The 13,406-nt window shown below is 70.0% G+C and carries 12 protein-coding genes and 2 pseudogenes; 11 read left to right on the forward strand and 3 right to left on the reverse strand.

Features of this window, described 5'->3' with window-relative positions; genetic code table 11:
• From E1202_RS32365 to E1202_RS24405, 3 genes and pseudogenes are all read left to right on the forward strand, one after another.
• Positions 1 to 152 (forward strand): annotated as a pseudogene (locus E1202_RS32365) (ACR3 family arsenite efflux transporter); the annotation flags it as partial.
• A gap of 9 nt (positions 153 to 161) precedes the next feature.
• A pseudogene (locus E1202_RS24400) lies at positions 162 to 554 on the forward strand (arsenate reductase ArsC).
• Between the two features lie 165 nt (positions 555 to 719).
• Entirely contained in the window at positions 720 to 1,580 is an 861-nt protein-coding gene (locus E1202_RS24405; RefSeq protein ID WP_132685471.1) for a serine hydrolase, read from the forward strand.
• On the opposite strand, the gene E1202_RS24410 is transcribed toward E1202_RS24405, so the two are convergent.
• Positions 1,564 to 2,754, reverse strand: a complete 1,191-nt coding sequence (locus E1202_RS24410) for a low temperature requirement protein A (protein WP_235878968.1) — start codon at positions 2,752 to 2,754, stop codon at positions 1,564 to 1,566. The genes E1202_RS24405 and E1202_RS24410 overlap by 17 nt on opposite strands.
• 324 nt (positions 2,755 to 3,078) lie before the next feature.
• Between E1202_RS24410 and E1202_RS24415 the strand changes: the two genes are divergently transcribed.
• Positions 3,079 to 3,939, forward strand: coding sequence for a 3-hydroxybutyryl-CoA dehydrogenase (locus E1202_RS24415; RefSeq protein ID WP_132685472.1), 861 nt, complete (start codon positions 3,079 to 3,081; stop codon positions 3,937 to 3,939).
• Positions 3,940 to 3,964: 25 nt separating this feature from the next.
• Here E1202_RS24415 and E1202_RS24420 read toward each other — a convergent pair whose 3' ends face one another.
• A complete protein-coding gene (locus E1202_RS24420) occupies positions 3,965 to 4,633 on the reverse strand; it encodes a GntR family transcriptional regulator (protein WP_132685473.1) in 669 nt (222 codons plus the stop codon).
• 135 nt (positions 4,634 to 4,768) lie between these two features.
• Between E1202_RS24420 and E1202_RS24425 the strand changes: the two genes are divergently transcribed.
• The 3 genes from E1202_RS24425 to E1202_RS24435 all read left to right on the forward strand — a co-directional run bounded on the left by E1202_RS24425 (position 4,769) and on the right by E1202_RS24435 (position 8,376).
• Complete coding sequence (locus tag E1202_RS24425) at positions 4,769 to 5,950, forward strand: CaiB/BaiF CoA transferase family protein (RefSeq protein ID WP_132685474.1); 1,182 nt, start codon at positions 4,769 to 4,771, stop codon at positions 5,948 to 5,950.
• Entirely contained in the window at positions 5,947 to 7,140 is a 1,194-nt protein-coding gene (locus E1202_RS24430; protein WP_132685475.1) for an acyl-CoA dehydrogenase family protein, read from the forward strand. Before E1202_RS24425 ends, E1202_RS24430 begins: the two co-directional genes overlap by 4 nt.
• A gap of 75 nt (positions 7,141 to 7,215) precedes the next feature.
• Positions 7,216 to 8,376: an MFS transporter gene (locus E1202_RS24435; protein WP_132685476.1), complete on the forward strand. Its 1,161-nt coding sequence runs from the start codon at positions 7,216 to 7,218 to the stop codon at positions 8,374 to 8,376.
• Between the two features lie 8 nt (positions 8,377 to 8,384).
• On the opposite strand, the gene E1202_RS24440 is transcribed toward E1202_RS24435, so the two are convergent.
• Positions 8,385 to 9,185, reverse strand: a complete 801-nt coding sequence (locus E1202_RS24440) for an SAM-dependent methyltransferase (RefSeq protein WP_132685477.1) — start codon at positions 9,183 to 9,185, stop codon at positions 8,385 to 8,387.
• A 174-nt stretch (positions 9,186 to 9,359) separates the two neighbouring features.
• Between E1202_RS24440 and E1202_RS24445 the strand changes: the two genes are divergently transcribed.
• The 4 genes from E1202_RS24445 (at position 9,360) to E1202_RS24460 (ending at position 13,379) form a co-directional block, all read left to right on the forward strand.
• Complete coding sequence (locus tag E1202_RS24445) at positions 9,360 to 10,442, forward strand: S-(hydroxymethyl)mycothiol dehydrogenase (protein ID WP_132685478.1); 1,083 nt, start codon at positions 9,360 to 9,362, stop codon at positions 10,440 to 10,442.
• A 114-nt stretch (positions 10,443 to 10,556) separates the two neighbouring features.
• Positions 10,557 to 11,186 (forward strand): MBL fold metallo-hydrolase, encoded by a 630-nt coding sequence (locus tag E1202_RS24450; RefSeq protein WP_132685479.1) that lies wholly within the window; start codon positions 10,557 to 10,559, stop codon positions 11,184 to 11,186.
• A gap of 219 nt (positions 11,187 to 11,405) precedes the next feature.
• On the forward strand, positions 11,406 to 12,644 hold the full coding sequence (locus E1202_RS24455) for a sensor histidine kinase (RefSeq protein ID WP_132685480.1): 1,239 nt from the start codon (positions 11,406 to 11,408) through the stop codon (positions 12,642 to 12,644).
• A 36-nt stretch (positions 12,645 to 12,680) separates the two neighbouring features.
• The gene (locus E1202_RS24460) at positions 12,681 to 13,379 is read left to right on the forward strand and encodes a response regulator (protein WP_132685481.1); all 699 of its coding nucleotides are present in this window, start codon (positions 12,681 to 12,683) and stop codon (positions 13,377 to 13,379) included.
• Positions 13,380 to 13,406 lie beyond the last annotated feature (27 nt).

Below are 13,406 nucleotides of genomic sequence, written 5' to 3' on the forward strand. Positions count from 1 at the left end.
ACTTCGAGCTGGCCATCGCGGTGGCGATCGCGACCTTCGGCGTCACCAGCGGTCAGGCCCTGGCCGGTGTGGTGGGTCCGCTGATCGAGGTGCCGGTCCTGGTCGGCCTGGTCTACGTCTCGCTGGCGTTGCGGCGCCGGTTCACGTCCTGAGGAGTACGAGTGCCCGAGGTCCTGTTCGTCTGCGTGCACAAGCCGGCCGGTCGCAGATGGCCGCCGCGCTGCTGCGGCTCCCGAGGCCAGGTCGAGGTGCGTTCGGCCGGTTCCGCGCCGGCCGAGTCGATCAACCCCGCGGTCGTCGAAGCGGTGCGCGAACTGGGGATCGACCTGTCCGAGGAGGTCCCGAAGAAGCTGACCACCGATGCGGTCGAGGCCTCCGACGTGGTCATCACGATGGGATGCGGTGACGCCTGCCCGGTGTTCCCCGGCAAGCGCTACCTGGATTGGAAACTCGCGGATCCGGCCGGTCGGGGAGTGGACGCGGTGCGCGAGATTCGCGACGACATCGACCGCCGTGTGGGTGTCCTCCTCGGCGAACTGCTGCCGCGCGGGTGACGTCCGGTCGCCGGTGCGGTACCCATCGGGTGGTTTAGCGCCGCTCCGATGCCCGGATAGGGGAAGTAAGGCTTCCACCTGCGGATTCGCTCCTCCTGTGCTGTCGTGACCGGAAGGCGTTGTGTGAATCGGGTTCACAACGCGGACGTCACGATCGGGGGTTGCGTGTTAGGCAGGCAACCGGCTTCTCCGCCGCCGCGCCGCGGTGCGGCGGGGGTTGCCGCTGCCGCGCTGTCGGTCCTGCTCATCGGCTGCGCGCCTTCGGCCGTGGCCACCTTGCCGAACCAGCACGGCGTCTCGGAGGCCCGCGCGAAGCCCACCGGAGCTCCTGCCGCCGCCACCGCCTCGGTCGACCAGCAGGCGGCCGATCAGAGCAACCCGGTGGGCGTCGCGATCCTGGACCGCGCGACCGGTGAAGTCGCCTACGGCAGGTTGGCGCAGCAGCCGATGTACTCCGCATCGCTGTCGAAGGTCATCGTGGCCGTCGAACTGCTCGAACGCCACCGGGTCACCCCGCAGGACCGGTTCGCCATGCGACGTGCCCTCGGCCCCAGCGACGACCAGGCCATGAACGCCCTGTGGGACCGCTACGGCGGGTCGTCGCTGATCACGGCCGCGGCGAACCGGATGAAGCTCCAGCAGACCCGGCCGCCGGACGAGCCGGGCCGCTGGGGCGACACCGTCACCTCGGCTCGCGACATGGCCGCCGTCTACCAGCACCTGCTCGCCGAGATGCCGGCCGCGGACCGCGACTTCGTCCTCGACGCGCTGCACGCGGCCCCGAGCCGCGCGGCGGACGGGGTCAACCAGAAGTTCGGGCTGATGGCGGTGGACGCGCAGGCGGTGAAATCCGGCTGGATGTGCTGCCAGAAGGCCACGGTCTGGGTGCACAGCGCGGGCGTCGTCGACCCCGGCCGCCGCTACGTCGTCGCCCTGCTCACCGCCCAGCCCAGCTCGGTCGGCTACGGCGAGGCCATCGAGGACATCAACGAGGTGTCCCGAACCGCGGTCACGCGGCTTCGCTGACCGGTTCCCGATGCGTGACCAGCCCGGCGGTCAGCAGCAGCGCCATCAGCACGCCGAGCAGCAGCACCGCCGAGGAGACGCCGAGGGTGTGCGCCAGCAGCGCGGTGCCCAGGAGCAGCGCCGAACCGACCACCGAGATCAGCGCCGAACGCCCGCCCGCGTCGGCGAACCTGGTGTGCAGCAGCCCGGTCAGCAGCAGGTACACCACCAGCGGCACGGCCACGGTCAGCGCGGCGGAGACCTCGCTGATGTGCGCCTTGTGCGCGTCCGCGTCGATGGCGACCTCCAGCCCGGCGCCGACCGCCGCGACCGAGGCGAACACGAAGATGTGGCTGTACCCCCAGGTCAAGGAGCCGCGGAGGTTCTCGCGGAGGCGCTGGACGTGGGAGTGCTTGAAGTAGATCCACCACATCGCGAAGATCATCAGCAGGCCGCCGACACCGATCTCCAGCAGTCCGGCCGACCACCCGCCGTCGGCGACGTCCTCCTGCATCGCGGCGGTCACCGCGAGCACGACCTCGCCGAGCACGATGATCGTGAACAGGCCGTAGCGCTCGGCGATGTGGTGCGGGTGCCACGCCGTCGGCGCGCTGCGCTCGGCGAAAGCGGGCACCGCCAGCTCCGCCACGACCAGCACCAGGAAGCCGATCTCGCCGTAGGGGTGCGGCAGCAGCAGGCGCAGCAGCCAGCCGACCTGCACCACCGCGATGCCGCCGGCGTAGCGCAGCGCGCAGGACCGGCCCTCGGGATGCTCGGCGGCGGCGCGCAACCACTGCGCGATCATCGCCAGCCGCATCACGACGTAGCCGATGGTGACGACCAGGAAGTCGTAGTCGTGGAACGTCGCGGGCACCCCGGCGGCCAGCACCAGCACGCCGCCCATTTGCAGCAGCGTCAGCAGCCGGTAGGGCACGTCGTCGGTGTCGTAGGCCGAGGCGAACCAGGTGAAGTTCATCCACGCCCACCAGATGGCGAAGAAGACCATCATGTAGCCGATCGAGGTGGGTGCGAAGTGCCCTTCGCTGAGCCCGTGGTGCAGCTGCACGGCCGCCTGGCCGACGGCCGCCACGAAGCACAGGTCGAACAGCAGCTCGAGCGGTGTCGCCGTGCGGTGGCCCTCCTCGGGATCGCGCGAGACCATCCGACGTCGCAGCGGCGGCATCTGCTTGCTCATGGTGGCGGATTATTGCAGTCGATCGCGTGGATGCCCGTTAGCGCTGATCGCGGCGTCGTGCGACCGAAATGATCGTCCACCGTGCATGTCCGGAGCGCATGCGCCCGGACACGCACAGTGGGGTAACCTCGACACCGCACAGGGGGTCAGGGTCGGACAGTCGGGGGACGACCGGGAGCCGGGTTCGCACGCGGACCCGGCTCTCTGCGCATCAGGTGTGCCTTCGCGCACTGTTGATCGGTCCCGTTCGGCGGTTTTTGGCATGATCCGAGCCGGATAGCGTCGCGTAGCGGCAGTGCGGCCGGGAGCGGAAGGAACTGTGTGGTGACCAAGATCGAACGCCTGGGAGTCGTCGGTGGCGGGCAGATGGGCGGGGGCATCGCCGAGGTCGGCGCCCGCGCGGGTCTGGACGTGATCGTTCGCGAGATCGACGACGACGCGGCTCGGGCGGCTCGCTCTCGGCTGTGGAAGTCGCTCAACCGCGCGGTCCAGAAGGGCAAGCTGACCGAGGCCGAGCGCGACGCGACCCAGGAGCGCCTGCACTTCACCACCACCCTCGCCGACCTCGACGACCGCGACATGGTGATCGAGGCGATCGCCGAGGACGAGGGCCTCAAGCTGACGCTGTTCGAGGAGCTCGACGAGCTGCTCACCGACCCGGAGGCGATCCTGGCCTCCAACACCTCGTCCATCCCGATCGCCAAGCTCGCCGGCGCCACCAAGCGCCCCGACAAGGTCATCGGCGTGCACTTCTTCAACCCGGTTCCGGTGCTCAACCTGGTCGAGCTGGTGCCGTCGCTGCTCACCAGCGAGGAGACCGTCGAACGCGCACGCGGTTTCGCCACCGAGCAGCTGGGCAAGGAGACCATCCGCGCCGAGGACCGCTCCGGGTTCATCGTCAACGCGCTGCTGGTGCCCTACCTGCTCTCGGCGATCCGCATGTTCGAGGCCGGGCACGCCAGCGCCGAGGACATCGACAACGGCATGGTGCAGGGCTGCGCCCACCCGATGGGTCCGCTGCGGCTGTCGGACATGGTCGGCCTGGACACCCTCAAGGCCATCGCCGACTCGATGTACCAGGAGTACGCCGAGCCCACCTACTCCGCTCCGCCGCTGCTCAAGCGCATGGTCGACGCCGGCATCAAGGGCAAGAAGACCGGCAAGGGCTTCTACGACTACGAGTGATCCCAGGTGTCCGGACCGGCGGTGATCACCCGTCCGGTCCGGACCAGCCCTCCTCGCCGATGGTGCCGCGCAAGGCGTCGACCGCGTGGTCGCGGTGCTCGGCGAGCAGGTGGATGAGGTCCTCGGCGCGGCGGTTCTCGGCCGCGGCGATGATGGCCTCGTGCTCGCGGCGGACGCGGGCCCGGTTGGTGCCGGAGTTGTAGTAGACGGCGCGGTAGGCGTCGGTGGCGTCCCAGAGGGTGCGCACCACGCGCAGCAGTCGCGGCATCCCGCACGGTTCCAGCAGCGCGAAGTGGAAGCGGCGGTTGGCCGCGATCATCGCCACCAGATCGCCGTCCTCGGCCGCCTTCTCCACGTCCTGTCCCGCGTCGGTGATGCGCGTCAGATCGGCGTGGGTGAGCCGTTCGCCGGCCACCCGCGCCGCCTCGGACTCCAGCAGCTCCCGCATCCGGTAGACCTCCAGCAGGTCCGCGAGCGACAGCTCGGCCACCGAGTAGCCCCGGTGCGGCTGGTAGACGACCTGCCCTTCGGCTTCGAGCGTTTTCAACGCCTCGCGCAGCGGCACGCGGCTGACGCCCAAACCTGCCGCGATGGTGTCCTGGCGGATCGGCTGGCCGGGCGAGAGCTCTCCCGACACGATGGATCTGCGCAGCTCATCGAGGACGAAGGCCTGAGTGGTCGGCGGTCTGCGCATCGAAGTTCTCCAGCGTCGGGTGCGGACACGCGGGCGCTCGGAACGGCTTGACCGCGCATCGATCAACTGTATATTGGATCCAAATTTCCGGACGCGCAAGAACGCCGCTGCGCGCGCCGTCGGAGAGGTGGGGTCATGGAAGCGCTGCCGTTGGACGGCGTCGTCGTCGCGGACTTCAGCCGGGTGCTGGCCGGCCCGTACGCCACGATGCTGCTGGCCGACCTCGGAGCCACCGTGATCAAGGTGGAGCGCCCCGGCGCGGGGGACGACACGCGCTCCTGGGGGCCGCCCTGGACCGAGAGCAGCTCCTCCTACTTCGAATCCGTCAATCGTGGCAAGCGCAGCGTGCGCCTCGACCTGTCCCAGGACGAGGACCGGGCCGCCGCGCGCGAGCTGGTCCGGCGCGCCGACGTGCTCGTCGAGAACTTCAAGGTGGGTTCGCTGGCGCAGTACGGCCTGGACTTCGAGTCCGCGCACGAGCTCAACCCGCGGCTGATCTACACCTCGATCTCCGGGTTCGGCTCCCAGGAGGGCGCCGAGCTGCCCGGGTACGACTTCGTGGTGCAGGCGCTGGGCGGTCTGATGAGCATCACCGGTGAGCCCGAGCGGCCCCCGGTGAAGGTCGGCGTCGCCGTGGTCGACGTGCTCACCGGCAAGGACGCGGCGCTGGGCATCATGGCTGCGCTGCGCCACCGGGAGATGACCGGTCGGGGCCAGCACGTCGAGGTCAACCTCATGTCCAGCCTGCTGGGCTCGCTGGCCAACCAGATGTCGAGCCTGCTGACCACCGGCGTCGCGCCGCAGCGGATGGGCAACCGGCACCCGAGCATCGCCCCCTACGAGACGCTGCGCTGCGAGGACGCCTTCCTCGCCGTGGCTGTCGGCAACGACGCCCAGTTCCGCAAGCTCAGCGAGGCGCTGGGCCTGGTGTCGATGGCCGACGACCCGAAGTTCGCCACCAACGCCCAGCGGGTCGCCCACCGCGAGGAGATGGTGAGCAGGCTGGAGAACGTGCTCGGTGCGCGCCCAGCCGCCGACTGGCAGCAGCGGCTGCAGGGCGTGGGCATCGCGTGCGGGCAGGTCAACGACCTGTCCGGGGCCGTGCACTACGCCGAGTCGCTGGGATTGCGGCCGATGGTCGACCCAGGTGGGGGCGCTGCGATGCAGGTGCGGATGCCCATCGGCTTCTCCGGGCACGGCAGCGCCGAGGTGACCGCGCCGCCGCTGCTCGGTGAGCACGACAAGGAGGTCCTCGCGTGGTTGGAGGATCCCGAACAACAGCTTCCCCCGATCTCGTCCAGGAGGGACCCGCAATGAGCGCCGGTGGAAACCGACCGAAGTTCGACCCGCACGACCCGCTGGGCATCGACGCCGAGTTCACCCCGGAGCAGCTGGCGATTCGCGACAGCGTCCGCGCCCTGTGCCGCGACCACGTGCAGCCGCACGTCGCCGAGTGGTACGAGAACGGCGAGTTCCCGCAGGCCCGCGAACTGGCCAGGGAGCTGGGCAAGCTCGGCGTGCTCGGCATGCACCTGGAGGGCTACGGCTGCGCCGGTCTGTCCGCTGTGGACTACGGAATCGCGTGCGAGGAGCTGGAAGCCTGCGACTCGGGGCTGCGCTCGCTGGTGTCGGTGCAGGGATCGCTGGCGATGTACGCGATCTGGCGCTGGGGTTCGGAGGAGCACAAGCAGCGCTGGCTGCCGTTGATGGCCGCCGGTGAGGCGATCGGGTGCTTCGGCCTGACCGAGCCGGACCACGGCTCGGACCCCTCGTCGATGCGCACCGCCGCTCGCCGCGACGGTTCCGACTGGGTGCTCAACGGCCGCAAGATGTGGATCACCAACGGCAGCATCGCCTCGGTGGCGGTCGTGTGGGCGCAGACCGACGAGGGCGTGCGCGGCTTCGTGGTGCCCACCGACACCCCGGGCTTCTCGGCTCCGGAGATCAAGCGCAAGCTCTCGCTGCGCGCGTCGGTGACCGCCGAGCTGGTGCTCGACGACGTCCGGTTGCCGGCCGACGCGGTGCTGCCCGAGGTCACCGGCCTGCGCGGGCCGCTGTCCTGCCTCAACGAGGCCCGCTTCGGCATCGTGTGGGGTTCGGTGGGTGCCGGGCGCAGCTGCCTGGAAGCCGCGCTGGACTACGCCACGAGCAGGGAGCAGTTCGGACGCCCGATCGGTGGTTTCCAGCTCACCCAGTCCAAGCTGGCCGACATGGCCGTGCGGGTGCAGAACGGCAGGCTGCTGGCGCTGCACCTGGGCAAGCGCAAGGACGCCGGGCAGCTGAGCCCGCAGCAGGTCAGCTTCGGCAAGCTGGACAACGTCCGGGGTGCCCTGGAGGTCGCCCGCACCGCGCGGACGATCCTGGGCGCCAACGGGATTTCGCTGGAGTACCCGGTGATCCGGCACATGACGAACCTGGAGTCGGTGCTGACCTACGAGGGCACCAGCGAGATGCACGCGCTGACCATCGGCCAGGCGCTGACCGGGATCCCGGCCTTCCGGGGATGACGGGTTCGTCACCTTAGCCTTGCTAAGGATCGTTCGTGGCCGGAGGCTGGCAGGACCTGGGACGAAGGGGCCTTGATGTCAGCCGTGGCGGTCGAACAGCGCAGCGTCGGAATACCGCGAGTGCTCTCGTCGGTGGCCGCGGTGGTGACCGTCGGGGTGTTCCCGGTGTTCCTGGTCGGCGGGCTGGGCGTGCAGTTGCAGCAGGACCTGCGCTTCGGTGCGGCGTTGCTGGGCGTGGGCGCGGCCGGGTTCTTCGGCGTGGCGTCGGTGTCCTCGCGCGGCATGGGCTGGGTGGTCGAGCGCATCGGCGCCCGGCTCGGCATGCGCATCGGCGTTCTCGGCAGCTCGCTGTGCCTGTTCGGGCTTTCGGCCGCGCCGAACGCGGTGTGGCTGATGGGACTGCTGTGGCTGGCCGGGCTGCCCAACTCGCTGGCGCAACCGGCTTCGAACCTGCTGATCGCGCAAGGCATTCCGGCGCACCACCGGGGCATGGGCTTCGGCGTGAAGCAGTCGTCGATCCCGGCCGCCACGCTCCTGGCGGGCATGGCGGTGCCCGCCATCGCGCTCACCGTCGGCTGGCGCTGGGTGTTCCTGATCGGCGGCGTGATCGGACTGGTCGCGGCCGCGGCGGTGCCGAGGTTGCCGCAGGCCGAACGGTCGCAGGCCACCCGCCCGGGTTCGGCCGGCGCCGACGGGAAGTTCACGGCGCTGCTGCTGATCGCGATCGCCGGCGGCTTGGGTTCGGCTGCGGCCAACGCGCTGGGAGCCTTCGTCACCACCACCGCCGTCGAGGTGGGGTTCAGCCCGTGGGCCGCCGGACTGGTGCTGTCGCTGGGTTCGGCCGTGGGGCTGACGATCCGGCTGGTCGCCGGTGTGACCGCCGACCGGAAGAACCCCGACCTGATCCGCGTCATCACGGTGATGCTGCTGATCGGTTCGCTCGGTTTCGGCCTGATGGCGGTGGATTCGCCGACGGTGTTCCTCATCGGCGTCGCCATCGGCTTCGGTGCGGGCTGGGCGTGGCCGGGTCTGCTGAACTTCGCCGTCGCCAAGATCGCCCCGGACCGGGTGGCCAGCGCGACCTCCTTCACCCAGACCGGCATCTACTTCGGAGGCAGCCTCGGCCCGCTCCTGTTCGGGCTCATCGCCGAGCACGCGGGGCTCACCGGTGCTTGGATCGCCGCGGGGGTCTGCGCCATCACCGCCGCGATCCTGCTCATGTTCGTCCGGCGCTGACGGGCGCGTCACTTCCGCGCGAGACCGCCGAACATCAGGCGGTACGGGGTCGGCGTCCGCGTGCCCGGGTCCGGACGCCAGTCGCTCAGGTACGAGGTGCCGGGAGGGACACGGGTGAAGTCGCCGAAGTAGGACTCGATGCGGTCGGTGTCGCGCGAGAAGAGCGGGTCCGAGGTTTCCGCGTAGTGCTCGGTGAGCGTGCGGGCGGAGGCCGGGTCGTGACTGTCGGTGACGTGCGAGGCGAGCAGGTGGCTTCCGGGGGCGAGCCGGGACCGGTACTCGGCCACCAGGTCGTCCGGGTCGTCGGAGTCCGGGAGGAAGTGCAGCACCGACGACATCAGCAGCCCGACCGGCTCGTCCAGGTTCAGCAGTGCCCGGACCTCGGCGGACTCCACGACCGACTGGGGATCGCGCATGTCGGCGTGGGTGATGGCCGCGTTGATCTCGGCGGCGAGCAGCGGCTTGCTGTGCGCGACCGTCAGCGGCTCGTTGTCCACGTAGACGACCCGGAAGTGACGGGTGCGCCGGCGCGCCACCTCGTGCACGTGGCCGATGGTGGGGATGCCCGAGCCCAGGTCGAGGAACTGCCGGACACCGTGCGCGAGCAGGTATTCGACCGCTCGGCGCAGGAACGCGCGGTTCTCCTGGTAGGTGCCGGCGATGCCGGGCAGGGCGGTGCCGATGCGCTCCACCATGGCGCGTTCGACCCCGAAGTTGTGACAACCTCCGAGGAACGCGTCGTACATCCTGGCGGCGGCGGGACGTCCGATGTCCATTTCCCGGACAGCCGCCTTGCGCGTGTCGACCATGCTCTCCCTCTCCCTCTCCACCGAAATCGTACAGTAGTCGTCACGTAACCCTTCGTGTTCAACATCGATCGGGGACGCGGCGGGGCGAGCCCTTGTGATGGCCCGTCGTGCATATGACGATGTGGCTGCGCGTATTCGCAGCGAATCCCAACAACGCGGTCCCAGGAGGTAGTCGTGTCCGACGTGCAGGCGGTGGTTTCGGCCGGCAAGGGCAAGCCGGTCGAAGTGGTGACGATCAAGGTCCCGGACCCGGGGCCGGGCGAGGCGGTCGTTCGCGTCCAGGCGTGCGGGGTCTGCCACACCGACCTGCACTACCGCGAGGGCGGCATCAGCGACGACTACCCGTTCCTGCTCGGCCACGAAGCCGCCGGTGTCGTGGAGCAGGTCGGCGAAGGCGTCACCGACGTCGAGCCCGGTGACTTCGTGGTGCTCAACTGGCGCGCGGTGTGCGGGGTCTGCCGGGCATGCAAGCGCGGTCGCCCGCAGTACTGCTTCGACACCCACAACGCCTCCCAGCCGATGACGCTGACCGACGGCACGCCGCTGTCCCCGGCGCTGGGAATCGGCGCCTTCGCGGAGAAAACGCTGGTCCACGCCGGTCAGTGCACGAAGGTCGATCCCTCGGCGCGGGCAGCGGTGGCCGGACTGCTGGGATGCGGCGTGATGGCGGGCATCGGCGCGGCGGTCAACACCGGTCAGGCCGGGCCGGGCGACAGCGTGGCCGTCATCGGTTGCGGCGGTGTCGGCGACGGCGCCGTGGCTGGAGCGGCGATGGCCGGTGCCCGGCGCATCATCGCGGTGGACACCGACCCCAAGAAGCTGAGCTGGGCCGAGGGCTTCGGCGCCACGCACACGGTCAACGCCGCCGAGCAGGACAGCGTCGAAGCGATCCGGGAGCTCACCGGTGGTTTCGGCGCGGACGTGGTGATCGACGCGGTCGGGAGGGTGGAAACCTTCAAGCAGGCGTTCTACGCCCGCGACCTGGCCGGAACCGTGGTCCTGGTCGGCGTTCCCACGCCTGAGATGACGCTGGACCTGCCGCTGCTGGACGTCTTCGGCCGCGGCGGTGCGATCAAGTCGTCCTGGTACGGCGACTGCCTGCCGGAACGCGACTTCCCGATGCTCGTCGAGCTCTACCAGCAGGGCAGGTTGCCGCTGGAGAAGTTCGTGACCGAGGAGATCGCCCTCGGCGACGTCGAGGAGGCGTTCGACAAGATGCACCGCGGAGAGGTCCTCCGCTCCGTGGTGACCTTCTGAGGGCCTGAGCCGGACTCGTTGCGCGCGGCGTCGCGGCGTGCTCGCCGGACGGCGTCGGTGCGACGGTCCAGCAACACCTCCTCAAACCCCGAACCCCGAAACCTGGTGGTGAAGATGACTTTGCGAATGGACCACGCGGTCACGTCCGGAACCTTCTCGCTGGACGGCCAGACGTTCGAAGTGGACAACAACGCCTGGGTCATCGGCGATGACTCCGAGTGCGTGGTGCTGGACGCGCCGCACGACGTGCCCGCGATCCAGAAGCTGATCGGTGACCGGAAGGTGCGCGCCGTGCTGTGCACCCACGCTCACGACGACCACGTGCGCCGGGCGCCGGAACTGGCCGACGCGGTCGGCGCTCCCATCCACCTGCACCCGGACGACCTGGTGCTGTGGAACATGACCCACCCCGACCGCGAGCCCGACCGGCAGCTGGCCGACGGCGAGGTGTTCGAAGTCGGCGGCGGGGAGCTGCACGTGCTGCACACGCCGGGTCACGCGCCGGGCGCGGTGTGCTTCTACGCGCCGAGCGAAGGCGTGGTGTTCACCGGCGACACGCTGTTCGCCGGTGGTCCGGGTGCGACCGGGCGTTCCTACTCGGACTTCGGCGTGATCACCGGTTCGATCCGGGATCGGTTGCTGCCGCTGCCGCCGGAGACCAAGGTCCACCCTGGACACGGAGAGTCGACAACGATCGGCGAAGTCCGTCCGCAATTCGACGAATGGGTGGCTCGCGGCCACTGATCAGTCGTCGGTCCGACACGGAGCGTTCTACACTCCCACTTTCGACGGATGAGGTGGGGCCGAACGGCGGGCAAGATCTTGGGCCCGTCGTTCGGCGTGCCGGTGCGACGGGAACGGCGTGCCGCGGATGCCGGAACCCCCGACTCCGGTGTTCGCGGCACGTGTTGCCGACGGGGCCGCGCTCGGCTCCGTGAGCCCCGTTGCAGACAGGCAGGTGCGATGGACCAGGTCGTCGGCAGGCTGGTGTTGTCCCGTTCGAAGTCGGGGTTCTGGCAGTGGGCGCTGACCCATCGCGTGACGCTCGGCGACGTCGCGTTCGTGCTCGCCGCGTCGGTGCTCTACGTCTTCGACGCCGCGCTGGCCGACCACCCGCCGTGGATGCCGTGGTGGGTGCCGATGGCCATCGGCGGGCCGGCCGGCCTGCTGCTGCCGCTGCGTCGCCGGGCTCCGTGGACCGTGCTGTTCGTGCTGGTGGCGACGGCGTCCGGGCTGAGCGCCTTCCAGCTGAGCATCGGTGCGCTGAACCTGGTCATCCAGGTCGCGCTGTACTCGGTCTGCGTGCGCAGCACGCCGTCGATGATGGTGGCCGCCGCAGGGCTGGCGATGTTCTACCCGGTCGCCGATGCGATCGCCTACGAGATGGGCCCGCTGATGGGCGCGCTGCGGGTCATCGGGGCCGTGGTGAACCTGGTGATCGTCGTCGGCCTGGCCTACGCCGTGCAGATCGGCCGCAGACGTGCTGATCAGCTCGAACGCACGCTGGCGCTGCTGGACGAAGCGCGTGATCAGCTGGCCGCCGACGCGGCCTCGATCGAACGCGCCCGGATCGCGCGGGAGTTCCACGACATCGTCTCGCACAACCTGTCGGTGGTGGCTCTGCGCGCGGGCGTGGCGCGGGCGGTGATCGACCGCGATCCCGACCACGCCCGGCAGACGCTCCAGGAGCTGGAGAGCAGCTCGCGGGGAGCGCTGGGGGAGATGCGGGACATGCTCACGGCGCTGCGCGAGCGCGACGTGACCGGCAAGGAAACCGTCGACTGGCAACCCACGCCCACCTTGGACGGCCTGGACGCCCTGGTCGACTCGGTCCGGGGCGGCCAGGTGACCTGGAAGCTGGACCGGCGCGGCCCCGTCCGCGAGCTCGGGCAGGCCGTGGAGATGACCGCGTACCGCATCGCCCAGGAGGCGATGACCAACGTGCTCAAGCACGCCGGAGCCGGCCGCGCGCGGGTGCTCGTGGAGTACGCGCCGACCACGGTGCGCATCGAGGTCACCAACGAGCTCAGCGCGCTGGACGACCAGAAGCAGCGGCCTGCGCACCAACAGTCGGGTCATGGATTGATCGGCCTGCGGGAACGCGTTGCGCTGCTGGGTGGAACTTTGACAGCACATCCAGTCATGAACGGTTTTCGCCTTGAGGCCGTGTTACCGTGCCCGGAAAATTCGGACCTGGCCTGAGCCGAAATGTCAGGCCGCCAGGACCTAGGAGGCTCGGTGGGAACTGCGGAGACGACCGTCCTGGTTGCCGATGACCAAGCGATGATCCGCGCGGGACTGGTCGCGCTGCTGTCCAACGAGCCGGGACTGCGCGTCCTGGCCGAGGCTTCCGACGGTGACTCGGCGGTGGCCGCGGTGCGGCGGAGACGTCCGGACGTGGTGCTGCTGGACGTGCGGATGCCGGGCAAGGACGGCATCGCGGCAGCGCAGGAGATCCTCGCGGAGACCGATGGCACCACATCGGTGATCATGCTGACCGTGCACGACCTCGACGAGTACGTCTACGGCGCGCTGCGCGCCGGGGCCAGCGGATTCCTCCTCAAGGACGCCAGTCCGGAGGAGCTGGTCAAGGCGGTGCACACGGTCGCGGCGGGCGAGGCGCTGCTGGCGCCCCGGGTGACCAAGCGGCTGCTCCAGCGCTTCGCCGCGCTGGGAGTGCGCGACGCCCGCAGCGAGCTGTCCGTGCTCACCGAGCGCGAGGTGGACGTGCTGCTGGAGGTCGCGCGCGGCGGCTCCAACGCCGAGATCGCCCGCAACCTCGGCCTGGCCGAGCTGACGGTGAAATCGCACCTCTACCACGTGATGCAGAAGCTGCAGATCTCCTCGCGGACGCAGCTGGTGATCCTCGCCTACGAGACCGGCCTGGTCTGCCCGGGGCAGGACAACGCCCGCCCGCCGCGCCAGGTCTCGGCCTGACACCCTGACGGACCGGTGCGGCGCGAC

Origin of the sequence: Saccharopolyspora karakumensis, assembly GCF_004349225.1 — a bacterium.
GTDB classification, from domain to species: domain Bacteria; phylum Actinomycetota; class Actinomycetes; order Mycobacteriales; family Pseudonocardiaceae; genus Saccharopolyspora; species Saccharopolyspora endophytica.